Here is a 25,050-nt window from a genome sequence, read left to right as displayed (position 1 = left end):
TTCAGGCTTTTTCCAGCGTACAAAGCAACGGATGCTCGTTCTCCCTTGCGTACCGGTTCACATGGACGACTTTGGTTTCCGCCACCTCGGCGGTAAAAACACCACAGATCGCCTTGCCTTGATAGTGGACCGTGAGCATCAGTTGCGTTGCGCGTTCAATATCATAAGAAAAGAACTTTTGCAGAACGTCAATCACAAATTCCATCGGTGTGTAATCGTCGTTGTTAAGTATAACTTTATACATAGACGGCGGTTTTACCGCATCGATTTGTTTTTCTTCGGCCAAGTGTTCAAAATTTAGCCAGTCGTTGTTATTGCCCATCGCTGCTCATCTTCTCTGCTCTGCCCTCTGATATGGGGGCAGGTTTCGGTTATTCAAAGTGGGGATAGTTACTATTTTATCATCTTCGGCATCGTCCCGCCGCACTGTAACGTGCGCAAAAAAACGGGCCAATTGTGACTGAATCGTGGCAATAGCGTTACCTGCTTCAAACTTTGGTGAACTGCTCCCCGCCGACAAAAGCCGATCCCTTGACGCCCCGATCATTTGCTCTAGAGTGTAAATTCGTGGCTGGTGGTCTTTTAACCACCCCTTGTCCACCCTGCTACCCGCCTACGGCGGGTGCGAATTCAGTTATTCATCTCACTTAAAATAGCGTTGCGAGGGATGTAAAAGCATGGAGACGGGTACTGTTAAATGGTTTAACAACGCCAAAGGCTTTGGCTTCATCTGCCCAGCCGGCGGTGGCGAAGATATTTTCGCGCATTACTCCACCATCAAGATGGATGGTTACAGAACGTTGAAGGCAGGCCAGCAGGTCAGCTTCGACGTGCATCAAGGGCCAAAAGGGAACCATGCCAGTCTTATTGTGCCGGTGGAAAGCGAAGCGCTGTCCTAAACGCTTCCGGCAGCGTCGCGCTGCATTGACCCTGACTGCGATAAAAATGCCAGCCGCCGTGTGACTGGCATTTTTTATGCCTTTTACTTACTCGCGCGCCAGCGCATCGATCGGATTCAGCCGCGCGGCATTGCGCGCCGGCAGATAGCCGAACACCACGCCGATACCGGTGGAACAGAGGAACGCGCTCAGCAACGCCGCCGGCGGGAAGCTGATCTGCCAGCCCGGCAATACCAACTGCACCGCCAGACCGATGGCGAACGACAGCGTAATCCCCAGCGCGCCCCCCACCAGGCAGACCAACACCGCCTCGATCAAGAACTGCTGCAACACGTCGCCGGAACGGGCGCCCACCGCCATGCGGATGCCAATCTCGCGCGTGCGCTCGGTCACCGACACCAGCATGATGTTCATCACGCCGATGCCGCCGACCACCAGCGAAATCACCGCCACCAGCGTCAGGAACAGCTGCAGCGTGCGGGTGGTTTTCTCCGCGGTTTGCACCAGGCTGTCCATGTTATAGGTGAAGAAGTCCTTTTTGCCGTGGCGCAGCGTCAACAGGCGCGACAGCTGCTGTTCCGCTTCCTTGCTGTCGTAGCCGTCGCGAATGCGCACGGTGATCGAGTCGAAATAATTGTTGCCCATCAGCCGGTTGGCCATGGTGCTGTAAGGCACCCACACGTTCAGCGTCTTGCTGCTGCCGAACATCGACTGCTTCTCTTTAGCCACGCCGACCACCGTCGCCGGCATGTTGCCCACCAGGATCACCTCGCCCACCACGTTTTTCTGGTGAGGGAACAGCCGCCGTTGGGTATTGGCGTCGATCACCACCGTCTGCGCCTGTGACTGCACCTGCATCGGATCGATGCCTACGCCCTGGGTAAAGCTCATACCGTACACGCGGAAGAACTGTTCGCTGACGCCGTTGACATTGGCCGCCGCGTCGACGTTACCCAGCCGCAGCCGCATGCTGCTGCTGATGCTCGGCGACAGCGCGCTGATATACGGCTGTTCGCGCAGCGCATCGAGATCGCCGTATTTCAGCGATTGCCGGTAGGTTGGATCGTCGTCGCCGAAGTCCTTGCCGGGGTAAATGTCGACGGTGTTGGTGCCGATCGATTTGATGTCCGCCAGCACCATCTGCTTGGCGGCGTCGCCGATCACCAGGATCGATACCACCGAGGCGATGCCGATAATGATGCCGAGCATGGTCAGCGCGGTGCGCATCTTGTTGGCCGCCATCGCACGCCAGGCCATCACCAGCGCTTCGCGAAAGCGGCCGCCCATCTGCCGCCAGGAAGGCGCCGCGGCGGCCAGCGCCAGCGGCTTGGCCAGGGTATCCTCCGGCGGCGCCGGACGCGAGTCGGCAATGATTTCGCCGTCGCGGATCTCGATGATCCGTTCAGCCTGGCGCGCCACCGCTGGATCGTGGGTCACCAGGATCACCGTGTGGCCCTGGGCGCACAGCTGTTTGAGGATCGCCATCACCTCTTCGCCGGAGTGGCTGTCGAGCGCGCCGGTCGGTTCATCCGCCAGGATCACCTGCCCGCCGTTCATCAACGCGCGGGCGATACTGACGCGCTGCTGCTGGCCGCCGGAAAGCTGGCTCGGCCGGTAGTTAACGCGCTCCCCCAGCCCCAGGCGCCGCAACAGCGCCTCCGCCCGTTCGCGCCGCGCCGCTTTGCCCAGCCCCGCGTACACCGCCGGCACCTCGACGTTATGCGCCGCACTCAGGTGCGGCAGCAGATGATAACGCTGGAAAATAAAGCCAAAATGTTCGCGCCGCAGCTGCGCCAGCGCATCGTCGCTCAGCGTCGCCACATCCTGTCCGGCCACCCGATAGACCCCGGCGCTCGGCTTGTCCAGACAGCCCAGAATGTTCATCAGCGTCGATTTGCCGGAGCCGGAGGCCCCCATGATCGCCACCATTTCCCCGGCGTCGATGCTCAGACTGATCCCCTTCAGCACCTCCACCGTCTGCTCGCCGGAACGGTAGCTGCGGCGAATGCCGCTCAGCTGTAACAGCGCCGCCATCAGCCGGCCTCCACGCCGCCGCGGCTGACAATCACCTCATCGCCCGCCTCAAGCCCGCTGAGGATTTGCACATCGATATTGTTGCGCAGACCGATAGCCACCTCACGCTTCTCTTCCTTGCCCTGTTTCAGCACCGAGACGTGGTAGCGATTGTCGGCGATCTGGTCACCCAACGCCGCCAGCGGGATCACCAGCGCCTGCTCGACGCCGGCCAGCTGAATATGCACCTGCGCCGTCATTTGCAAGCGCAGCAGCCTTTCCGGGTTGGGCACTTCGAAACGCGCATAATAGAAGATGGCATTATTGACCTTTTCCGGCGTCGGCTGAATGTCTTTCAGCACGCCGTCGAAGCGCCGAGTCGGATCGCCCAGCACCGTGAACCAGGCCTTCTGACCCGGCTTGAGGTTAATGACGTCAGCCTCCGAGACCTGCGCCTTCACCAGCATGGTGCCGAGATCCGCCAACGTCAGAATGTTCGGCGCCTGTTGCGCCGCGATCACCGTCTGGCCCTGCAGCGTGGTGATCTGCACCACGTCGCCGTCCATCGGGGCTTCGATGCGGGTGTAGGCCAGGTTGATCTTGGCGGTATCCAGGCTGGCCTGGTTGCGGGCGATCTGCGCATTGATGGTGCCCACCTGCGCTTTCTTCACCGCCAACTGCGTCGCCGCCTGATCCAGATCCTGACGCGATACCGCCTGCAGTTTGGCCAGCGCCTGGTTGCGCTGCAGCGTGACCGCCGCCAATTGCTGCTCGGCCTGTGCCTGCAGCAGCTGCGCATGCAGCTCGCGCAGCGTCGCCTCGCCTTCGCGAATGCTGTTCTGCGCCTGTTGCGGATCGATAACCCCCAGCAACTGGCCTTTTTTCACCTTGTCGCCGATCTCGACATACAACTTTTCCAACTGCCCGCTGACCTGCGCGCCGACGTCAACCTTGCGCACCGCGTCCAGCTGGCCGGTCGCCAACACGTTCTGCTGCAGATCGCGCTTGGTGACCTTTACCGTTTTGAAATCGGTTGGCGCCGGATGACGAAAGTGCCAAACAGCCGCCGCAGCAACAAGCAGCAACACACAAGTCAAGACTCTGTATACCTTGTTTACAACACGCCCCATATGCCCCCAACGAATTGAAATTTAAACAAAAAAAGAAATAAGATCGTCAAAAGAGATATTATTATCTCTGTTCTCAACATACTTACAACAAACTTCTGTTTTAAGGACTAAAATTTGTAGCGCGAATTTAGAAAGTTACTTTATCATTGGACTTACAATATAGTGTTAACTGAGGGGTAATACATGCGAGATGAATCACTCGATTCAATCAGAGGGCTGGCGATAATTTTTGTTGTCTTAGGCCATGTAAGTAATTTGCCAGATGAAATTAAAAAAGCCATCTATTTATTCCATATGCCACTTTTCTTCATTGTTTCGGGATATCTTTTTAGCATAAAAAAATCACGCGATAACCTCCCAGGATATATAAAGTCGAAGTTTCGAAGACTGGTCATTCCTGCATGGTTCATGGGAGCTATTTGCGGCTTACCCTTTATTGTACTGTTAGCGCTGGGTAAAATACAATTCAGTGAATTTTTATTTAAAGCCCAAGGAACATTTTTAGGATACCCTACCGCCGATCATACATTCAATTGTACTCCAATTTGGTTTTTGTTTTCTATATTTATAACAGAACTGATATCGGCTTTTTTTTCAAAGACAAATGTGTCATTCATTTATCTATCCATCCTATCGCTCGCTTTCATTATAATAACATCAAATAGTTTTACGTTCATACCGTTTAACGCCTTTGTCTCCATATCATCATTGTTTTTCTTTTGCATTGGAATTTTAATTAAAGGAAGTATTTACAATGTAATTAAATCGAAGAAGCCATTAGCAATCCCATTATTTATCGCTTTCATCATGTGCTTCTCACTGAGCAGTCAGGCTGTTGACATGTCAGCAAACCAATATGGAGAAGGCTACACAATCATATTAAATATCCTTGGCTCTTTAGCAGGAGCCACATTTATCATATCTATTTCCGGGTTTATAACCAACAAGGTATTAATCTGGTTTGGTAAAAATACTTTACCTATAGTGGGCTTTAATTATTTTGCCAACTCCATAGTTACTAAAGCGTTAGAAAAAATCAGTGTAAATAATTTCATTTTCAGCTTTGTCATTCAAGTTATCTTGCTAGTTGCTGTTATACACGTTGTAAAGAAATTAAAATACACATCCTTTGTCATTTACCCTAAAAAAACAAACAGTTAGATTCCTCCCCCCATGTTTGAGATATCATTTAGAACTCTCACAGCATGGGGACGCTCACAACTTATCTTTCAACCACACAGCCATCAGGAATGCTACGGCTAACTGCTGCATATAACTAAACCTTAGCTCAACACAATGTGGAGACACGCCTGGTTACAGTTCAGCATTGAACTCTCGTTTAGTGAAGCCTTGATGAAATAGCGCCATTCAACACAGCCAAGGATTTCATCATGTCACAGCTCAGCTACCCACTCGCCTCCGCCCGGCCGCTTAACGGCTGGCAACTGATGACGGCGCTGATCAATGGCGAAAAGGCGCCAAGCAACGCCTGGAAAAAAACCTCGTTTCGCCTGAAGTTTCTCGGCCGCTCGCTGCTCAACTGGCGCACCACCAGCGGCCTGCTCAGCACCCTGGCCAGCAACCCACTGCTGGAGGAGATCCTGAGCGCGCAGCCGAACCTGCCGTGCAAGCTGCATCGCCCCTACCTGGCGGCCAACATGAGCAAGATCGAATGCCTGTTCGCCCTGCGCGATCATTACGATCTCATCGTGCAGCGCATGCCGCTAAAGATGCGTCTCGGCCACCTCGGCCCACAGCCTTTCGTGCTGGCCCGCGCGATGGGCAAAAACGAAGCGCCGATCACGCTGGAACTGGCGGCGATCGACAAACTGAATAAGGAAGGGGAAGCCACGCTGCTGCTGCGCAACGCCAACGGCGTGATGCTGGCGGAGATCACCTTTGCGCTGATGCATTATCAGCAGCAGCCGACGCTGTTCATCGGCGGCCTGCAGGGCGCGAACCATGAGGTGCCGCACGCCGAGATCCAGCACACCACCAAAGAGTGCCACGGTCTGTTCCCCAAACGGCTGGTGCTGGAAGGCATTTGCACGCTGGCGCGGCACCTCGGCATCCGCCAGATCGTAGCCGTCGGCAATGCCACCCATATCTATCAAAACTGGCGTTACCAGAGTAAGAAGAAGGATCAACTGCACGCCGATTACGATCAGTTCTGGCTGTCGATGGGTGCCAAACCGCTCGACAGCGGCTATTTCCTGCTGCCCGAACGCATCGCCCGCAAACCTATCGAAGAGGTTGCCAGCAAGAAGCGCGCCGAGTATCGCCGCCGCTATCAGTTGCTGGACGAGCTGGAACAGGGATTGGCGGCGCATTTCTGCGCCCGATAACGCCCGGCGGGCCGTCAGTCCGCCCGGCCGCGCGCCAGCCAGATCACCCGTGAGAACATTTTCTTCAGCAGCGGCGGCACCGAGTCCGTGCCCCATTCGCCGGCCTGCATCGCGACCTCGATCGCCAGATCCGGCTTCGACGAGTGGTGGACCGCTTTCAGGATCACCTTGCGCACCGGCATCTGCGCGTTGATCGGCACCGACGCCATTCGGTGATAGACCGGGGCGAACCCTTCACGGAACATGAAGTGTTCCATGTCCGGCGCCGGCAGCGCGGTCAGCCGATCGCGTTCGTTGTCTTCATGATTGTCCAGCAGGCTGCGTACGGTGTTGGCGTACTTTTTGCCCGCCTCATCGCCGTCCACCAGCGCATGCCACTCGATGCCCATGCGGCGGGCGAAGCGCAGCAGCGGCTTCAGGCCGCACTGAGCGAACTCGATGACCCTCACCCCTTCCGCCTCGAAATGGTAGCCGCACTGGCGCGCCAGCTCGTTAAGCAGCCACACTTCGGTCTCGCCTTCCACCAGCAGCCAGCAGCGGGCGAACAGCGACGACGGCCGGTTGAAACGGATGTGAAACGCGATGCGCCGCCCGTCTTCGGCGCTCAGCCCGCGCGGCCCGAGACGGTAGGTCGCGACCCGGCCCGACTCGCGCACCAGCCGGCAGACGTGCTCCACCGGCACCAGCGACACCAGTTCGCTGGAGTTGGTGGTGGTGATGCGCTGCAATGGCAGCTGATTGAGCAGCCCCCAGGCCACCGACAGCATGATCGGGTGCAGGCGAGTTTCCGGGTCTTCCACCAGCAGCAGCGGCCGGGCATGGGGATCCAGCTTGACGTCGCCCTTGGCCTGCAACAGGGTGGAAAACATCCCGAGCAGGATCAGGCGCATGCTGCGGCTGTTCGGCTCGGCGACCATGCGGTTGATGCCGTCCAGCGCGCGCCAGGCGTCCTGCTCCGGTTCACCGCCGCGGCGGCGTGGCCGCGCCACCTGCGAACTCTGCTCGGCAAAATAGTGCTCCAGCAGCTGCTGCATCGCCGCCAGCCCCTGACGCAGCTCGCCGTTGGTCAGCTTCTGCGGATTGCGCACCAGCTCGCGCGTCAGCTGATCCAACTGCTGCGCCAGCGCCTGGGTATCGGGTTTACGTTCATCGCCGAGGCTGCTGGGGCGCAGGCGGCGAATAAAGCGTGCGTCGCGCAGGCGCAGTACCGGATGAATGCGGATGATGGCGTGGGCCAGTTGTTCGATATGGTGCAATTGAAAGGCATTGCCGTCGGCGTCGAGAAAACCGCGCCAGGTGCACACCGTGCCGTCGTCGGCCAGCTCGCCCTCGCAGCGGTAATGAATGCGGCTCAGGCCATCCTCGCCCTTGACCCACAGCGGCGTCAGGTGGCGATAACGCGGTAGGTGCGCATGGCCGATGTCTTTTTCGCAGAAGGTGAACACCACCTGCAGGTGGCGCTCTTTGGCCGACTCTTCACCGGGGGGGAAATGGAAATCGTGCGCTTCAAACCGATACAGCTTCTGCTCCGGCGCCAGCAGCAGCGTCAGCGCATCCAGCAGGCTGGATTTACCCCAGGCGTTTTCGCCGAGCAACAGCGTGTTGTCGTCCAGCATCAGGGACAGCCGATTAATGCCGCGAAAACCTACAATTTCGATACGCTCCAAGAACATCCGCCGCCTCCCGTGCGCGCCGTCGCCTCTTCAATGAGGCGACCTTCACAGAGCATGGTCAAAAAACCCCTTGCAGGTCAAGCGGCCAGCGTCAAATCTGCCGCTTTACTCCGGCCGGGCTTTTGGTTAGCGTGTGCTCCTCGCCGCCGTTCGGCGCGCATCAAAACTCAAGGACACTCGTTGCACCATGTACTCAGGACTGTTGATTATTCTGTTACCGCTGATTGTCGGTTACCTCATTCCCTTACGCCATCGCCCGCTGCTGGTGCTGATCAACCGGCTGCTCAGCTGGATGGTGTACGTGATCCTGTTTTTCATGGGCATCAGCCTGGCGTTTATGGAAGATCTCAGCAGTAACCTGGTGCTGATCTTCCAGTACAGCGCGGTATTCTTCTTCTGCATTCTCTGCGCCAATCTGCTGTTGCTGGCGCTGCTGGAGCGGCGCATGCCGTGGCGCAGCAGCCATAAACAGGAAAAGCTGCCCTCGCGCGTGCATATGGCGCTGGAGTCGCTCAAGCTGTGCGGCGTGGTGCTCGGCGGCTTCCTGCTCGGCCTGACGCAGTGGCAATGGCTGCAGTTCGCCCATAAAGGCAGCGAATATGCGCTGATCTTCCTGCTGTTGCTGGTCGGCATTCAGCTGCGCAACAGCGGCATGACGCTGCGCCAGATCGTGCTCAACCGCCGCGGCACGCTGGTGGCGTTGGTGGTGACCGTCGCGTCGCTGGCCGGCGGCGCGCTGGCGGCGCAGCTGCTGGGGTTGCCGATCAAGGCCGGGCTGGCGATGGCCTCCGGTTTCGGCTGGTACTCGCTGTCCGGCATTCTGATCACCGACGCCTACGGCCCGGTGATGGGCAGCGCCGCGTTCTTCAACGATCTGGCGCGCGAGCTGGTGGCGATCATGCTGATCCCGACGCTGGTGCGCCGCAGCCGCTCCACCGCCCTCGGCCTGTGCGGCGCCACCTCGATGGACTTCACCCTGCCGGTGCTGCAGCGCAGCGGCGGGCTGGACATGGTGCCCCCCGCCATCGTGCACGGCTTCCTGCTGAGCCTGCTGGCGCCGGTGCTGATCGCCCTGTTCTCCTGATCCTTTTCCCTTGGGGGCTACCCGGCCCCCAAAGCGTAATCATTCCCATCCGCACGGCAAAATTGCGCTAAATCAAACTTGCCCGCAGTAGTCGCACAAAAGCCTTTTGCAACCCCGATCGCCGATCTATGCTTTTAAACAAGCATTATAAATGCAACTTTAAAAATAAAAGGAAGCGACTATGTTCTGTGTGCAATGTGAACAAACCATCCGTACCCCGGCAGGCAACGGCTGCTCGTATGCTCAGGGCATGTGCGGCAAAACGGCGGAAACCTCCGATCTGCAGGATCTGCTGGTGGCGGCGCTGCAGGGACTCTCCGCCTGGGCGCTGCAGGCGCGTTCGCTGGGCATCGTCGACCACGAGATCGACAGCTTCGCCCCGCGCGCCTTCTTCTCCACCCTGACCAACGTCAACTTCGACTCCCAGCGCATCATCGGCTACGCGCGGGAAACCCTGCTGCTGCGCGACTCGCTGGCCGCCCGTTGCCGGCTGCTGGACGCCGGCGTGCGCGTCGATCACCCGATGGCGGCGCTGCAGCTGGCCGGCAACGATATGCCTGCGCTGCTGCAGCAGGCGGCGCAGTTTGCCCTCAACAGCGACAAGGCCGAGGTCGGCGACGACGTACACGGTTTGCGCATGCTGTGCCTGTACGGTCTGAAAGGTGCAGCGGCCTATATGGAACACGCGCACGTGCTCGGCCAGTTCGACGAGCAACTCTATGCCGACTACCACGCCTTTATGGCCTGGCTCGGCACCCAGCCACGCGACGTCGACACCCTGCTGAACAACGCCATGGGCATCGGCAAGATGAACTTCAACGTGATGGCGATCCTCGATCGCGGTGAGACCCAGGCCTACGGCGATCCGCAGCCCAGCGCAGTCAACGTGCGCCCGGTGGCCGGGAAAGCCATTCTGATTTCCGGCCACGATCTGAAAGATCTGCGCATGCTGCTCGAACAAACCGAAGGGCAAAACGTCAACGTCTACACCCACGGTGAAATGCTGCCGGCTCACGGCTATCCGGAACTGAAAAAATTCAAGCACCTGGTGGGCAACTACGGCAGCGGTTGGCAGAACCAGCAGACGGAATTCGCCAAATTCCCCGGCCCGATCGTGATGACCTCCAACTGCATCATCGATCCTAACGTCGGCAACTACGGCGATCGCATCTGGACCCGCAGTATCGTCGGCTGGCCGGGCGTCAACCATCTGGAAGGCGACGACTTCGGCGCCGTGATCCGCCAGGCTCAGGGCATGAACGGCTTCCCTTACACCGAGATTGAGCACCTGATCACCGTTGGCTTCGGCCGCCAGACGCTGCTGAACGCCGCCGACACGGTCATCGACCTGGTGTCGCAGAAAAAACTGCGCCACGTCTTCCTGGTGGGCGGCTGCGACGGCAGCCGCGACGAGCGCAGCTACTTCACCGACTTCGCCCGCAGCGTGCCGCAAGACTGCCTGATCATGACGCTGGCCTGCGGCAAGTACCGTTTCAACAAGCTGGACTTCGGCACGCTAGAAGGGTTGCCGCGCCTGCTGGACGTCGGCCAGTGCAACGACGCCTACTCCGCCATCATGCTGGCGGTCAAGCTGGCGGATACGCTCGGCTGCAGCGTCAACGAGCTGCCGCTCAGCCTGGTGCTGTCGTGGTTTGAACAGAAGGCGATCGTCATTCTGCTGACTCTGCTGTCGCTGGGGGTGAAAAACATCGTCACCGGCCCGACCGCGCCGGGCTTCCTGACCGACAACCTGATGGCGATCCTCAACGAGAAATTCGGCCTGCGTCCGATCACCACCGTCGAGCAGGATATTGCAGCGCTGCTCGCCTGATGCCGTTACGTTATGGGGCCGCCTGCGCCGGCCCCTTTGTTTTTTGAGGTGCCCCGATGACTCAACCCACTCCGCTTTGCCCGAACCGCATGCAGGTGCATTCCATCCAGCGTGAAACCGCCGACGTCTGGACGCTGAACCTGATCTGCGACGTTTTCTACCCTTACCAGGCTGGCCAGTTCGCGCTGGTCAGCATTCGCAACAGCGAGGAGACGTTGCGCGCCTATACGCTCTCCTCCTCGCCCGGCCAGAGCCGCTTTCTCAGCATCAGCGTGCGCTGCCTGCCGGACGGCATCGGGTCGCGCTGGCTGACGCAAGAGGTCAAGCCCGGCAACACGCTGTGGCTGTCCGACGCGCAGGGCGAATTCAGCTGCGAGCGCCACCCGGCCGATCGTTATCTGATGCTGGCCGCCGGCTGCGGCGTGACGCCGATCGTCTCGATGTGCCGCTGGCTGACCGCTAACCGTCCGGCCTGCGATATCGCCGTGATCTTTAACGTACGCACCCCCGCCGACACGATTTTCGCCGATCAATGGCGCGCGCTGTGTGCCGCCCATCCGCAGCTGCGCCTGACGCTGATGGCCGAGCAGGATCTGCAACCCGGCTACCTCAGCGGCCGTATCGATGAACAGACGCTGCGGCAGGCGGCGCCGGATATCGCCGAACGCACGGTGATGACCTGCGGCCCTGCGCCCTACATGGATCAGGTGGAGCAGCTTTGTCGCCGGCTCGGCGTGCCGGCCGAGCATTTCCATAAAGAGCAGTTCCACACGCCGACGGCGCAGGCCGACGCCACCGAAGGACTGACGCTGCGCGCCGCGCGCCCGCTGCGCGAATTCCGCGTGCCGGTCGGCAGCACGTTGCTGGCGGCGATGGAGGCCCATGCCCTGCCGGTCAACGCCGCCTGCCGCGCCGGGGTGTGCGGCTCGTGCAAAACCCGCATCCTCGAGGGCGACTACATCACCACCAGCACCATGACGCTGAGCGCGGAAGAGATAGCGCAAGGTTACGTGCTGGCCTGCAGTTGCCAGTTGCAGGGTGACGTCACGCTGGCGTGATCCCCTGGCCCCATCGCCGCGATGGGGCATTTATCGGCAAGTTCCCCGTGGCCAGCCCAGTTACACTGCTTCCCGTCCTACGCTCTTTACCCTTCCTGACCGCATCTCGTCCACAGCCGGTAAGCTATGCTTGCAGTTGTTCTGCTGACACTCACCGGATCGAGTCCACATCGTTTTTCAAACCATGTTTGGGGGAACCATGAAGCAAACCGTAGCCACACTGATCGCCAAAACGCTGGATCAAGCCGGCGTAAAACGCATTTGGGGCGTAACCGGCGATTCGCTCAACGGCCTCAGCGACAGCCTGCACCGCATGGGCACCATCGAATGGCTGGGCACCCGCCATGAAGAGGTGGCCGCCTTCGCCGCCGGTGCCGAAGCCCAGCTCACCGGCCAGTTGGCGGTGTGCGCCGGTTCCTGCGGCCCCGGCAACCTGCATCTGATCAACGGCCTGTTCGACTGTCACCGCAACCATGTGCCGGTGCTGGCGATCGCCGCACACATTCCTTCCAGCGAAATCGGCAGCGGCTACTTCCAGGAAACCCATCCGCAGGAGCTGTTCCGCGAATGCAGCCACTATTGCGAACTGGTCTCCAACCCGGAACAGCTGCCGCGCGTACTGGAGATCGCCATGCGCAAGGCGATCCTCAATCGCGGCGTCTCGGTGGTCGTCTTACCGGGCGACGTGGCGCTGCGCATGGCGCCGGAAGACGCGACGCTGACCTGGCATACCCCGGCGCTGCCGCTGGTGCAGCCGCCGATGAGCGAGTTGAACAAGCTGGCAGAAACGCTGAACAAGGCGAAGAACATCACCCTGATGTGCGGCAGCGGCTGCGCCGGCGCGCACGATGAAGTGGTCAAGCTGGCCGAGCTGCTGCAGGCGCCGGTGGTGCACGCGCTGCGCGGCAAAGAGCATATTGAATGGGACAACCCCTACAGCGTCGGCATGACCGGGCTGATCGGTTTCTCTTCCGGCTACCACGCGATGATGAACGCCGACACGCTGGTGCTGCTCGGCACCCAGTTCCCCTATCGCGCGTTCTACCCCACCAACGCCAACATCATTCAGATCGACATCAACCCCGGCAGCATCGGCGCGCACTGCCCGGTCAATATGGCGCTGGTGGGCGATATCCACACCACCCTCACCGCCCTGCTGCCGCAGCTGGAGCCCAAGCGCGACCGGGCGTTCCTCGACAAGGCGCTGGAGCATTATCGCAACGCGCGTAAGGAGCTCGACGGGCTGGCGACCGCCAACGACGACCAGCCGATCCACCCACAATATCTGGCGCAGCAGCTCAGCCAGTACGCCAGCGACGACGCCATCTTCACCTGCGACGTCGGCACGCCGACGGTGTGGGCCGCCCGTTACGTGAAAATGAACGGCAAGCGTCGCCTGCTCGGCTCGTTCAACCACGGTTCGATGGCCAACGCCATGCCGCAGGCGATAGGTGCCCAGGCCACCGCGCCGGATAAACAGGTGATCGCCATGTGCGGCGACGGTGGCTTCACCATGCTGATGGGTGATTTCCTGTCGCTGGCGCAGCTCAAATTGCCGGTGAAAATCGTGGTGTTCAACAACAGCGTGCTGGGGTTCGTGGCGATGGAGATGAAGGCCGGCGGCTACCTGACCGACGGCACCGATCTGCATAATCCGGACTTCGCGGCGATCGCCAACGCCGCCGGCATCAAGGGCATCCGCGTGGAAAAAGCGTCGGATCTGGACGGCGCGCTGCAGGAGATGTTGGCGCATCCCGGCCCGGCGCTGCTGGACGTGGTCACCGCCAAGCAAGAGCTGGCGATGCCGCCGCAGATCAAGTTCGAACAGGCGAAAGGCTTCAGCCTGTACATGCTGCGCGCCATCATCAACGGCCGCGGCGACGAAGTGGTCGAGCTGGCGAAAACCAACTGGCTGCGCTAAGCCAGCTGCCCCGGTGAAATAAAGGGTATATGATGCCATGTACCCTTTTCCTCTCCCTTATATTCCAGGAACCCTATGCTTATCGATCTACGCAGCGACACCGTCACCCGCCCCAGCGCCGCCATGCGCCAGGCGATGGCTCAGGCAGAGGTCGGCGACGACGTCTACGGCGATGACCCGACGGTCAACGCGCTGGAGGCCGAGGCGGTGCGCCTGTCGGGCAAAGAGGCGGCGCTGTTTTTGCCCAGCGGCACCCAGGCCAACCTGGTGGCGCTGCTGAGCCACTGCCAGCGCGGCGACGAGTATCTGGTCGGCCAACAGGCGCACAACTATAAATACGAGGCCGGCGGCGCAGCGGTGCTGGGCAGCATCCAGCCACAGCCGATCGAGGCTGACGCGGACGGCACGCTGCCGCTGGACAAACTCGCCGCCGCCATCAAACCCGACGATATCCACTTCGCCCGCACTCGGCTACTGAGCCTGGAAAACACCATCAGCGGCAGAGTCTTGCCGCAGACCTACCTGCAGCAGGCGTGGCAATTTACCCGCGAGCGGCAGTTGGCGCTGCATATCGACGGCGCGCGCATCTTCAACGCGGCCGTGGCGCTGAACCTGCCGCTAAAAGAGATCGTGCAATACTGCGACACCTTCACCATTTGCTTGTCGAAAGGACTGGGTGCGCCGGTCGGATCGCTGCTGTGCGGCAGCGAGGCTTTCATCCAACGCGCGCTGCGCTGGCGCAAGATGACCGGCGGCGGGCTGCGCCAGGCCGGCATCCTGGCGGCGGCCGGTCTTTACGCTTTGGAGCATAACGTCGCGCGGCTGCGCGAAGACCATGACAACGCGGTCTGGCTGGAGCAACAGCTGCGGCAGATCGGCGTAGAGATCGCCGAACCCGGCGCGCAGACCAACGTGCTGTACCTGCACCAACCGCCGGCGCTGGCGGCCAAACTCGGTCCGTGGATGCGCGAACGTGGCGTGCTGATCAGCAGCGGCCCGCTGACACGCATTCTGACCCACCTCGACGTCAGCCGTCAGGATCTGCAGCGGGTGGTCGAGCTGTGGCGGGAGTTTCTTCAGCAGCACGCCTGATTTCCCTCCCCGGTGCGCCGAGGAGCCTCTTATCGCCCGCCGATGGCGTCGACAAAGCGGCGGGTGATCTGTTGCGGGCGGGTAATGGCGCCCCCTACCACCACCGCATGCGCCCCCAGCGACAGGCAGCGCGCGGCCATCGCCGGCGTTTCGACATTGCCTTCGGCGATGACCGGCACCGATACCGCCGCCAGCACCGCACGCAGAAAGCCGAAATCGTTATCCGCCAGTCGGGCGCCCCGGCTTTCGGCGGTATAGCCATACAGCGTGGTGCCCACGCAGTCGAAGCCCAATCTGGCGGCCCCTTGCGCCTCCTCCAGGGTGGCGATGTCCGCCATCAGCAACAGCCGGGGATACCTGGCACGGATCGCGGCGACCAATGCCGCCAGCTGCAGCGACCCCGGCCGCGGGTGGCCGGTGGCGTCCAGCGCGATCATCTGCGGCGCCGCCGCCATCAACTCATCGATTTCACGCAGGGTCGGCGTGATATAGACGTCGCTGCCCGCATAATCGCGCTTTATGATGCCGATGACCGGCAGCGCCACCGTGCGCATGATAGCGTTGACGTCTTCGACGCCGTTGGCGCGGATCGCCGCCGCGCCGCCTTGCTCGGCCGCCAGCGCCATGCGCGACATGATAAAATCGCTGTGCAGCGGCTCGTCGTCCAGCGCCTGGCAAGACACCACCAGGCGCCCCTCAATCTGCTGCAAAATGGAAAGCGTCATAAATCCAACAACTCCTCGACTTCGTTTTTAATGATGGTGACGTGCGGGCCGTAGATCACCTGAACACCGTTGCCGCGAACGATAACCGCCCGTGCGCCGCTGGCCTTCAGCCCGCTTTCGTCCAGCAACCGGCTCTGCTTCACCGTCACGCGCAACCGCGTGGCGCAACAATCCAGTTCGACGATATTCTCTTTGCCGCCCAGCGCCGCCAGCACCTGCTGCGAGCGTTCGGTGCCCGTCATCACCGCTTCCGGCGCAGTTTCCGCCTCGCGCCCCGGCGTTTTAAAGTTGAAGCGCAGGATCAGGAAACGGAACGTGAAGTAGTACAGGAAGAACCAAGGCACACCGACCAGCGGGACGTACATCCAGTGGGTTTTCGCTTCACCCTGCAGCACGCCGAACAGCATGAAATCGATAAAGCCGCCGGAGAACGTCTGGCCGATGGTGATATGCAGGATGTGAGCGATCATGAACGCCAGGCCGTCGAACAGCGCGTGCACCACGTACAGCGCCGGCGCGACAAACAGGAAAGAGAATTCGATAGGTTCGGTGATGCCGGTCAGAAACGAGGTCAGCGCCGCCGACAGCAACAGTCCGCCGACGCGTTTGCGGTTCTCGGGACGCGCACTCTGGTACATCGCCAGGCAGGCACCGACCAGGCCGAACATCATGGTGATAAAACGGCCGGACATGAAACGCGCCGTGCCAATGTAGAACTGCTGAGTATTCGGGTCGGCCAACTGGGCGAAGAAAATGCGTTGTGTGCCTTCCACCAGCTGTCCGTTGATCACTTCGCTGCCGCCAAGCGCGGTGGTCCAAAACGGTAGATAGAAGATATGATGCAGGCCGAACGGCCCGAGCATGCGCAATACGAAGCCGTAGATAAAGGTCCCGAGATAGCCGCTGGCGTCTACCAGACCGCCCATGCCGAAGATCAACTGTTGGAAATGCGGCCACACCACCGTCATCAGGGCACCGACCGCCATCGCCGCCAGCGAGCTGACGATCGGCACAAAGCGCGAGCCACCAAAAAAACCCAGGAACGGTGGCAGCGCTATTTTGTTATAGCGGCCGTGCAGATACCAGGTCACCAAACCGATGACCACTCCGCCGAACACCCCGGTCTCCAACGTCTGGATCCCGAGAATCGTTCCCTGCCCCACCGCGCCCGCGTTCTGCGTGGCCAGCGTACCGTTGATTTTCAACAGCGCATTGATGGTGGCGTTCATTACCAGATAGGCGATCAGCGAAGCCAGCCCCGCCGTGCCCTTGTCGCTTTTGGCCAGCCCCACCGCCACGCCGACCGCGAACAAGACCGCCAGGTTGGCGAACACGATAGCACCGGCACTGGCCATCACGGTAAATATACTTTGCAACCAGCCGACATCGAGGAAGGGATACGCCTCGACGGTATTGGGATTGGACAGCGCACCGCCGATCCCCAACAGCAGGCCGGCCGCCGGCAGCACGGCGATCGGCAGCATGAACGACTTGCCGAACAGCTGGGCTTTTTCGAACCAACCGCCGGAGCGCGGCAATTCTGGTGTTGACATAAATTTTCCCCCGACATCATTTTTATGATGAAAATTTTTACCACATTAAAATTAATTTAATGAAAATTTTATTCATAACGATGATCGGCTTCACAATCCGTCGATTTCACTGGCGAGCCGCGGCGTCTTTCCGCCACAATAGAAACGGGAATACTCAGAAAGGTAACGTGATGAATACAGGCAACTTGTTATTGCGGCTGCGGCAGGATTTGGCGGGGTACAGCCCCACGCTGCAAAAGCTCGGCAACTATCTTCTTGCGGAGCCTTCCCGCGCCGTTTACCTGACCATCACCGAACTGGCGCGTGAAAGCGCCACCAGCGAAGCCAGCGTCACACGGCTGTGCCGCCATCTCGGCTGCAAAGGCTATACCGAATTTAAAATGGCGCTGGCCCTCAGCTTGCAACAAAGCCAGCCGGAAGCGGCGACGCGCCAAAGCGCGGCGGAAAATTTGGTGGAAGAGAGCGTACAGGCGCTGCGGGATACCGGCGCGCTGTTGGATCCGCAGGCGCTGCAACAGGCGGCGGATAGCCTGCAACGTTGTGCTTCGGTGCAGATTTACGGCGTCGCCGCCAGCGCCATCATCGGCGACTTCCTGCACTACAAGCTGTTGCGCCTCGGCAAACCGGCGCAGCTGTTCAGCGACATGCACCGGGCGGCGATGAATGCAGCCTCGCTGAGTGAGCGGGATCTGCTGATCGTCATCTCCAGCTCCGGCTCAACCAAGGACGTGCTGCATGCGGTGACGTTGGCCAAAGGGCGCGGCGCACGCGTGATCGCCGTCAGCAATACCCAACGCAGCCCGCTGGCCAAGATGGCGGATACGCTGCTGGTGGCGGCTAAACCGGAAGGGCCGCTGACCGCTGGCGCCCTGCCGGCCAAGGTCGGCGCCATGCTGCTGGTGGAGTTGATGATCGCCGAACTGACTCAGCGCGATCCCGCCTACGCTCAGGCGATGCAGGCCACCGCCAGCGCGACTCTGCCGCTGCTGCTGTAGTCAGAAGATCCAGCGGCCGTAAACCCAGTACCACAGCCCCAGCACCGCCGCCAGATTGAGCGCCACGCTGAGGATGAACCAGGTTTTAAACGGCTGCTTCTGGGTTTTGTGGCGAAACAGCTGCTGTGCCGCCAGTGCGCCCAACCAGCCGCCCAGCGCGCCGAACAGCAACAGCGTCGCCTCCGGCACCCGTCGCCACCCTTTGCGCGCCGCCAGCTTATCGCCGCCGTAGATCAGAAACGTCAGCAGGTTGGCCAGCACCAACCACATCCACACCGGATGCGGCGAGAACAAACTGGCGATCAGCGCCAGACCCAGCAGGGCGTAACAAATCACATTGAGCTTCATGGCATCCGGTTTTTCGTGCGATAAGGGGCGCGTAGTGTGAACCTGCGCCAGGATGGATGCAACCGGCTTATACCCATACAAAATGTGCATTTAAACCCTGAATTTGGCATCCTGTCGTTCTGCCAATCCTCTTACCGCACAAGGCGGCCCGATGACACCCCAACGCGTACTGGTTCTTGGAGCCAGCGGCTATATAGGCCAGAACCTGATCCCGCACCTGATCGAACAGGGGCACCAGATTACCGCCGCCGCGCGGCGCATCGAGTGGCTGCAGGAGCAGAACTGGCCGCAGGTCAACTGCCTGTATGTCGATCTGTACCGCCCGGAAACTCTGAGCGCGGCGCTGTGGGAAATCGATACGCTTTACTATCTGGTGCACGCGATGGGCGACGGCGACGACTTTATCGAGAAGGAACGCCAGGCGGCGGAAAACCTGCGCGACGCGCTACGCAATGCCGGCGTCAAACAGGTGATCTTTCTCGGCGCGCTGCAGCCGAACGACGACAGTTCGCCGCACCTGGCGGCCCGCCGCCTGACCGGCGAGATCCTGCGCCAGAGCGGTGTGCCGGTGACCGAGCTGCGCGCCGGCATCATCGTCGGCCCCGGTTCGGCGGCGTTCGAAGTGATGCGCGACATGGTCTATAACCTGCCGGTGCTGACGCCGCCGCGCTGGGTGCGCTCGAAGTCCTCGCCGGTGGCGCTGGAGAACCTGCTGGTTTACCTTGCCGATCTGCTGGCGCACCCGGCGGAGGAACACCGCATCTTCGACGTCGCCGGGCCTGAATACCTCAGCTATCAGGATATGTTCAAACGCTTTATCGCCATCAGCGGCAAGCGGCGCTGGCTGATCCCGATCCCCTTGCCGACGCGACTGATTTCAGTGTGGTTCATCAGCCTGATCACCTCGGTGCCGACGCCGATCGCGCGCGCGCTGATCCAGGGCCTGAAGCACGATCTGCCCGCCGACGGCAAACCGTTGCAGGCCCTGATCCCGCAACGTCTGCACACCTTCGATCAGGCGGTCACCGCCACGCTGCAGCGCGAACTGGAGGTGGTCGATTCCGCCGACTGGGGCTACGATCCGGCGGCGCGGGCCCGCTGGCGCCCCGGCTACGGCTATTACCCGAAACAGGCGGGATGTTCGCTCGACACCGCCGCTTCCAGCCAGGCGCTGTGGCAAACGGTGCAGCAGTTGGGGGGCGAGGAAGGCTATTTCTACGCCAATATCCTGTGGCGGATCCGCGCCCGCATGGACGACATGATCGGCAACGGCGTGGTCTATGGCCGCCCGGCGCGCGCGACCCTGGCGCTGGGTGACGAGATTGACGGTTGGAAAGTTATCACGCTGAAACCGCTGCGGCAACTGGCGCTGTTGTTCGGCATGAAGGCGCCGGGGCTGGGGCGGCTGAGCTTCACCATTACCGATCGCGGCGATCGCCGCACGCTGGACGTGCGCGCCTGGTGGCATCCGGCCGGCTTCAGCGGGCTGCTGTATTGGTTCGCCATGATGCCCGCACACCTGTTCATTTTTCGCGGCATGGCGAAGCGCATCGCGACGTTGGCCGAGAACCTGGACCGCCAACAGCGCTGAATGCCGTTCATTTGTCGATCAACCGCACAGTTTGCCGCTGTGCTTCGGGGCTTTCCGATTGCATAGCGCACGAAATCACGGAAGAATGGCATCTTATTTGCTGGGAGCGCCGCAAGCGCCCGCCGGTATTCCTATTTTGGGTGAGAATAGAGTCCGTTATGAAGGTATTGGTCACCGGTGCCACCAGTGGGTTAGGCCGTAACGCCGTTGAATATCTGCGCCGCCAGGGCATCAAAGTGCGCGCCACTGGCCGCAACCAGGCGATGGGCGGCCTGCTGGAAAAAATGGGCGCGGAGTTCATTCATGCCGATCTCACCAACCTGATCTCTTCGCAGGCCAAAGCGATGCTGGCGGACGTCGATGTGCTGTGGCACTGCTCCAGCTTTACCTCGCCCTGGGGCACCGAAGAAGCCTTCGAACTTGCCAACGTCCGCGCTACCCGCCGCCTCGGCGAATGGGCGGCGGCCTATGGCGTGGCGCAGTTCATTCACATCTCTTCCCCGGCGATCTATTTCGACTACCACCATCACCGCAACGTAACCGAAGACTTTCGCCCGCAGCGTTACGCCAACGAGTTCGCGCGCAGCAAGGCCGCCGGCGAGCAGGTGATCCAGCAATTGGCGCTGTCCAATCCGCAGACCCATTTCACCATTTTGCGCCCGCAGGGCCTGTTCGGGCCGCACGACAAGGTGATGCTGCCGCGGTTGCTGCAGATGATCAAACGCTACGGCAACCTGCTGCTGCCGCGCGGCGGCGCGGCGATGGTGGACATGACCTATCTGGAGAACGCGGTGCACGCCATGTGGCTGGCGACGCTAAAAGAAGATACGCCGTCCGGCCGCGCCTACAACATCACCAACCAGCAGCCGCGTCCGCTTCGCACCGTGGTGCAGCAGTTGATCGACGATTTGGGCATGAAGTGCCGCATCCGCTCCGTCCCCTACCCGATGCTAGACATGATGGCGCGCGGCATGGAGCGCCTGGGCAGCAAAAGCGAAAAGGAGCCGGTGCTGACCCACTACGGCGTCGCCAAACTCAACTTCGACCTCACGCTCGATACCACCCGCGCGCAGCAAGAGCTGGGCTATCAGCCGATCGTCTCGCTGGAAGAAGGCATCGCGCGCACCGCCCGCTGGCTGAAAGATCACGGCAAACTGCACGGCCTGTAATCAACGCGCCGCGCCGTACTTCACCAGCAGCGCATCGATAATCGCCTCACTCTCTGCATCCGGCTTACCGCGAACATCGTCGGGCCGGAAATGCATCTGAAATGCCGCCAGCACATTGCGCTGCTGCCGCGCATCCCACGACGGGTCGATCGCGTAGCCGTAACGCGCCAGCTTTTCGAGCAGCGGCGCCATCGGTACCGGCGCATGGCGATCGCGCCCCGCCAGCAACCGCTGCACGTCCCGTTCATCCGGCCAGGCGCCGATGCCGGCCTGCGCCAGCTGCCGCCAGGGGAACAGCGGGCCGGGATCCTGTTTGCGCTGCGGCGCGATGTCGCTGTGCCCCACCACGTCCTGCGGCTGAATGCCATAGCGTTGGATGATGTCGCGGCTCAGCGGGATCAGCACGGCGATCTGCTCCGCCGTATAAGGCTGCCAATGGGTGAACAGCATGCTGCGGGTGAATCCCTTGTTGACGATTTCGATGCCGATCGAGGTGTCGTTGAGGTTGCTGCGGCCGCGCCAGGCGCTGTCGCCGGCATGCCAGGCGCGCATCGCTTCCGGCACCAGCCGGTACACCGTCGGTTTGCCGTGTTCGCGCTGCGGATGCGCCGGCAGCAGATAATGGGCGCTGACGTGCTCGTCGGTCAGCGTTTTCAGCGATGAATGGAAGTCTTCCGCCGTGTAGTGCATCACCAAAAATCGAATGCGCTGATCGGCGCCCTGCGCCTGGTGCAGCGTCTCGAGCTGGTAAGCGCCGCGATCGACGAGCGTGTCCTGCTGCGGATTTTGGCATCCCGCCAACAGCGCGGCGGCGATGATCCCTGGCCAAATTTTCACTTATCCTCCTGGTTGACGTCCGTGAAAGATGTAACGCGACGCGATTGACCTGTATCCAATCATCACGTTCGTCGAGAAATGATGACAGACAACGCCGATATGCAAGCGAGTGTTGCTCCCGACTGGCGGCCTTTCCCGCCCATGATAGTCTCAAAGTATCATCTGCGCCGAAAGAGCGGAGTCGAACATGTTCACGCCACGCTATCTGTCCTGGTTGCTCTGTGCCGCCATGCTGCCGCTCAGCGGCTGCGATCAGCAAAAAGTCGCCGGTGCGATGGGCGGGAGCACACCGCCCCCGGCCGCTCCCGCCGCCAATGTGAGTGCGCCGGCCTATACGCCGCTGACCGCCGACCAGCTGTACCAGTTGGTCAGCCCGGTGGCGTTGTTCCCCGACAAGCTGCTGGCGCAGGTGTTGGCCGGCGCGGGTTATCCTGACCAAATCAGCGCCGCGGATGCCTGGCTGGCGCAACACCGCGGGTTGCAACCGGCGGCGCTCAGCTCGGCGGCCGACGCTCAGCCCTGGGATCCCAGCGTGCGCGGCCTGGTGCAATTCCCCGACGTGCTCGATCAAATGGCAAAAAACATCCCCTGGACCACCGCCCTGGGCAGCGCCTACCTGAACGATCCCACCGACGTGATGAACGCCATTCAGGTGATGCGTCAACGGGCGGCCAGCCAAGGCACGCTGAAAAACACCCCGCAGCAGCGCATCGTCGTGGCCCCCACCACCCGTTACGTTGAGCAGCAGCCCTATCGCCAGCGCGTGGTAGCGGCGCCGGGCGAAACCATCGTCATCGAACCCAGCCAGCCGGATACGGTTTACGTCCCGCATTACGATCCCTGGGTGGCCTACGGCACGCCGATCCCAGCCTATCCGAGCTATCGGTATCAACCTTCGGGCTACAGCGGCGGCGACATGTTGGCGGCCGGCGTGATCAGTTTCGGTGTCGGCATTGCGGTCGCCTCATTGTTCAATCAGCACAACAGCGGCTGGCACAACTGGGATATGCGCTGGGACGATCGACGCCAACCGGTGGTCTACCGCGATGCGCCCTACGTATCGCATTCCACCACCGTGGTGAATCGCGTCACCAACATCAACCAATATAACAACGTGAACAATGTGAATCGCAGCACCCATACAGTGAATAACTACAACAATACGACCGCCGCACCGACGCCGCATTTCAACCCGCCGACGCCTAACGCGCAGCCGCACGTCGCGCCTGCGGCCCATGCGCCGATGACCCTGCCGACCTTTGCGCACACCCAGCCGATAGCGGCCGCGCCGCACGTGCAACAATCGGTCATCGCGCCCCATGTACAGCAGCCGATGAGCATGCCAACGTTCACGCATGCCGCGCCGGCAGCGCCTCACACGCAGCAACCGATGGCCGTGCATGCGGCTCCGGTACAGACGCATCCGATGCAGGCCGTCGCGCCGGTGCATCCATCCGCCGTGCGGCCACAGGTTCAGGTCGCGCCGCACGTCGTTCAGCCGGGGACGCGCGAACCGGCCGCAACGCGGCATCCGACGATAGAACGCCCGTTGGCAGTGCCGCAAGCGCGCATCATGCCGCATCCAGCCCCGGCGCCGCAGATCCATCAGCCGCCCGTTCAGCCGATGCCGCATCGCCAAGCGCCAGCGCCGGTGAAACCGCAGGAACACCGCCCGATCGTCGAGCAGCACAAGGTGGGATGAACCTACAGGATGTCGCCCCGGCGGAACGGCCGGGGCGCGGAGAATGGCGTTAGCGGCTAACTTTCACCGCGGTGCCGCTGACTGTCACCATCAGCATGCTGCCGTCTTTGCCAACGGTTTCATAATCGATATCAATGCCGACCACCGCGTTGGCGCCCAGCTCTTTTGCCTGATCTTCCAGCTCTTCGAACGCAATCAAGCGCGCCTTGCGCAGCTCTTTCTCATAAGCGCCCGAGCGACCACCGACGATATCGCGCACGCCGGCGAAGAAATCACGAAAAATGTTGGCGCCGAGGATCGCTTCGCCGGTGACGACGCCGCAGTATTCGGTGATGGTGAACCCTTCCAGGGTCGGGGTAGTTGAAAGCTGCATCAGAACTCCTTGTTTGATTAATTCAACGTATCTATGACCAGAAGATTGGCGTTATGTTCGCTTAATCAATGGCACGCAGTACGAATGCAAGGCCAAAAAACGCATTTATACTGTAAGCTATCGGTCTTCATGGTAGAGACTTTCACATAAGGTAATAAGATGAAAACAAAAACGATTGCGGCTGTTTTACCCTTAGCGCTGTTGCTGAGTGCCTGTACCACGGTGGAACCGGCATACAAGGATATCGGCACCCGCAGCGGCAGCTGTGTGGAAGGCGGCCCGGATACGGTCGCTCAAAAGTTCTATGACCTGCGCATCCAGCAAGGCTCCAGCCTGCCGGACAGCAATCGCCTGGCGCAGCTGCAGCCTTATCTGAGCAAAGTGCTGTATCAGGATCTGGTCAGCGCCGCTCAAAATCCTGGCAAGCATCAGATAACCGGCGATCTGTTCTCCGGCAATGCGCAAGGGCCAAGCAGCGCCTCCGTCGCCAGCGCCTCGACCATTCCTAACACCGATGCGAAAAATATTCCGCTGCGCGTCGACTTAAGCTATCAAAAAGACGCCAACAGCACCGTGAACTGGCAGGACGAAGTGCTGATGGTGCGCGAAGGTACCTGCTGGGTGGTTGATGATATTCGCTACCTGAATGTTCCAGCACACGCCACCAACGGCAGCGTGCGCCAGGTGCTGGAAAACCAGTAACCCGCGATA

The 25,050-nt window shown here is 60.7% G+C and carries 22 protein-coding genes; 13 read left to right on the top strand and 9 right to left on the bottom strand.

Features of this window, described 5'->3' with window-relative positions:
• Position 1: 1 nt before the first annotated feature.
• Positions 2-322, bottom strand: a complete 321-nt coding sequence (clpS, locus tag ACSJLU_RS08380; RefSeq protein WP_004928347.1) for an ATP-dependent Clp protease adapter ClpS — start codon at positions 320-322, stop codon at positions 2-4.
• Between the two features lie 355 nt (positions 323-677).
• On the opposite strand from clpS, the gene cspD reads away from it, so the two are divergent.
• Positions 678-899, top strand: coding sequence for a cold shock-like protein CspD (gene cspD, locus ACSJLU_RS08375; protein ID WP_004928349.1), 222 nt, complete (start codon positions 678-680; stop codon positions 897-899).
• An 87-nt stretch (positions 900-986) separates the two neighbouring features.
• Here the strand turns inward: cspD and macB are convergent, their stop codons facing one another.
• Together macB and macA are read right to left on the bottom strand one after the other, a co-directional pair.
• Positions 987-2,933: a macrolide ABC transporter ATP-binding protein/permease MacB gene (gene macB / locus ACSJLU_RS08370; protein ID WP_342096706.1), complete on the bottom strand. Its 1,947-nt coding sequence runs from the start codon at positions 2,931-2,933 to the stop codon at positions 987-989.
• Positions 2,933-4,000: a macrolide transporter subunit MacA gene (gene macA / locus ACSJLU_RS08365; RefSeq protein ID WP_420330115.1), complete on the bottom strand. Its 1,068-nt coding sequence runs from the start codon at positions 3,998-4,000 to the stop codon at positions 2,933-2,935. The genes macB and macA overlap by 1 nt, the downstream gene beginning before the upstream one ends.
• A 225-nt stretch (positions 4,001-4,225) precedes the next feature.
• On the opposite strand from macA, the gene ACSJLU_RS08360 reads away from it, so the two are divergent.
• Positions 4,226-5,203, top strand: coding sequence for an acyltransferase family protein (locus ACSJLU_RS08360; protein ID WP_197832206.1), 978 nt, complete (start codon positions 4,226-4,228; stop codon positions 5,201-5,203).
• Between the two features lie 230 nt (positions 5,204-5,433).
• On the top strand, positions 5,434-6,387 hold the full coding sequence (locus ACSJLU_RS08355; protein WP_043137726.1) for a VirK/YbjX family protein: 954 nt from the start codon (positions 5,434-5,436) through the stop codon (positions 6,385-6,387).
• Positions 6,388-6,401: 14 nt separating this feature from the next.
• Here ACSJLU_RS08355 and ACSJLU_RS08350 read toward each other — a convergent pair whose 3' ends face one another.
• A complete protein-coding gene (locus ACSJLU_RS08350) occupies positions 6,402-8,060 on the bottom strand; it encodes an ATP-dependent endonuclease (protein WP_025302257.1) in 1,659 nt (552 codons plus the stop codon).
• 187 nt (positions 8,061-8,247) lie between these two features.
• Between ACSJLU_RS08350 and ACSJLU_RS08345 the strand changes: the two genes are divergently transcribed.
• The 5 genes from ACSJLU_RS08345 to ltaE all read left to right on the top strand — a co-directional run bounded on the left by ACSJLU_RS08345 (position 8,248) and on the right by ltaE (position 15,046).
• Positions 8,248-9,144 carry a lysine exporter LysO family protein gene (locus tag ACSJLU_RS08345; RefSeq protein WP_025302256.1) on the top strand — a complete coding sequence of 299 codons (897 nt, stop codon included), beginning with the start codon at positions 8,248-8,250 and terminating at the stop codon, positions 9,142-9,144.
• 181 nt (positions 9,145-9,325) lie between these two features.
• Positions 9,326-10,975 (top strand): hydroxylamine reductase, encoded by a 1,650-nt coding sequence (gene hcp / locus ACSJLU_RS08340; RefSeq protein ID WP_025302255.1) that lies wholly within the window; start codon positions 9,326-9,328, stop codon positions 10,973-10,975.
• Positions 10,976-11,031: 56 nt separating this feature from the next.
• A complete protein-coding gene (gene hcr, locus ACSJLU_RS08335; RefSeq protein WP_342096708.1) occupies positions 11,032-12,033 on the top strand; it encodes an NADH oxidoreductase in 1,002 nt (333 codons plus the stop codon).
• 199 nt (positions 12,034-12,232) lie between these two features.
• Positions 12,233-13,954, top strand: a complete 1,722-nt coding sequence (gene poxB, locus ACSJLU_RS08330; RefSeq protein WP_049295331.1) for a ubiquinone-dependent pyruvate dehydrogenase — start codon at positions 12,233-12,235, stop codon at positions 13,952-13,954.
• 75 nt (positions 13,955-14,029) lie between these two features.
• Positions 14,030-15,046, top strand: a complete 1,017-nt coding sequence (gene ltaE, locus ACSJLU_RS08325) for a low-specificity L-threonine aldolase (protein WP_164062691.1) — start codon at positions 14,030-14,032, stop codon at positions 15,044-15,046.
• 29 nt (positions 15,047-15,075) lie between these two features.
• Here the strand turns inward: ltaE and ACSJLU_RS08320 are convergent, their stop codons facing one another.
• Positions 15,076-15,771 (bottom strand): N-acetylmannosamine-6-phosphate 2-epimerase, encoded by a 696-nt coding sequence (locus ACSJLU_RS08320; protein WP_025302251.1) that lies wholly within the window; start codon positions 15,769-15,771, stop codon positions 15,076-15,078.
• The gene (locus ACSJLU_RS08315) at positions 15,768-17,324 is read right to left on the bottom strand and encodes a PTS transporter subunit EIIC (RefSeq protein WP_043137742.1); all 1,557 of its coding nucleotides are present in this window, start codon (positions 17,322-17,324) and stop codon (positions 15,768-15,770) included. Before ACSJLU_RS08315 ends, ACSJLU_RS08320 begins: the two co-directional genes overlap by 4 nt.
• Positions 17,325-17,491: 167 nt before the next feature.
• On the opposite strand from ACSJLU_RS08315, the gene ACSJLU_RS08310 reads away from it, so the two are divergent.
• Positions 17,492-18,319: a MurR/RpiR family transcriptional regulator gene (locus tag ACSJLU_RS08310; protein ID WP_025302249.1), complete on the top strand. Its 828-nt coding sequence runs from the start codon at positions 17,492-17,494 to the stop codon at positions 18,317-18,319.
• On the opposite strand, the gene ACSJLU_RS08305 is transcribed toward ACSJLU_RS08310, so the two are convergent.
• Complete coding sequence (locus ACSJLU_RS08305; RefSeq protein WP_049208096.1) at positions 18,320-18,667, bottom strand: DUF1294 domain-containing protein; 348 nt, start codon at positions 18,665-18,667, stop codon at positions 18,320-18,322. It abuts the gene before it with no gap.
• Between the two features lie 151 nt (positions 18,668-18,818).
• Here ACSJLU_RS08305 and ACSJLU_RS08300 point away from each other — a divergent pair, with 151 nt between their 5' ends.
• Positions 18,819-20,258: a DUF2867 domain-containing protein gene (locus ACSJLU_RS08300; protein ID WP_043137748.1), complete on the top strand. Its 1,440-nt coding sequence runs from the start codon at positions 18,819-18,821 to the stop codon at positions 20,256-20,258.
• Between the two features lie 158 nt (positions 20,259-20,416).
• Complete coding sequence (locus ACSJLU_RS08295) at positions 20,417-21,427, top strand: NAD-dependent epimerase/dehydratase family protein (protein ID WP_004928393.1); 1,011 nt, start codon at positions 20,417-20,419, stop codon at positions 21,425-21,427.
• Here ACSJLU_RS08295 and ACSJLU_RS08290 read toward each other — a convergent pair whose 3' ends face one another.
• Complete coding sequence (locus ACSJLU_RS08290) at positions 21,428-22,264, bottom strand: N-acetylmuramoyl-L-alanine amidase (protein ID WP_049295327.1); 837 nt, start codon at positions 22,262-22,264, stop codon at positions 21,428-21,430.
• 187 nt (positions 22,265-22,451) lie between these two features.
• On the opposite strand from ACSJLU_RS08290, the gene ACSJLU_RS08285 reads away from it, so the two are divergent.
• Entirely contained in the window at positions 22,452-23,966 is a 1,515-nt protein-coding gene (locus ACSJLU_RS08285) for a DUF3300 domain-containing protein (protein ID WP_043137757.1), read from the top strand.
• 49 nt (positions 23,967-24,015) lie between these two features.
• On the opposite strand, the gene ACSJLU_RS08280 is transcribed toward ACSJLU_RS08285, so the two are convergent.
• The gene (locus ACSJLU_RS08280) at positions 24,016-24,339 is read right to left on the bottom strand and encodes a heavy metal-binding domain-containing protein (RefSeq protein ID WP_004928400.1); all 324 of its coding nucleotides are present in this window, start codon (positions 24,337-24,339) and stop codon (positions 24,016-24,018) included.
• Positions 24,340-24,498: 159 nt separating this feature from the next.
• Between ACSJLU_RS08280 and ACSJLU_RS08275 the strand changes: the two genes are divergently transcribed.
• On the top strand, positions 24,499-25,041 hold the full coding sequence (locus tag ACSJLU_RS08275; protein WP_049205965.1) for a lipoprotein: 543 nt from the start codon (positions 24,499-24,501) through the stop codon (positions 25,039-25,041).
• Positions 25,042-25,050 lie beyond the last annotated feature (9 nt).

Source organism: Serratia bockelmannii (assembly GCF_051803255.1).
In the GTDB taxonomy this organism is placed as follows: Bacteria; Pseudomonadota; Gammaproteobacteria; order Enterobacterales; family Enterobacteriaceae; genus Serratia; species Serratia bockelmannii.
This window is presented reverse-complemented; position numbering and strand designations above follow the sequence as displayed.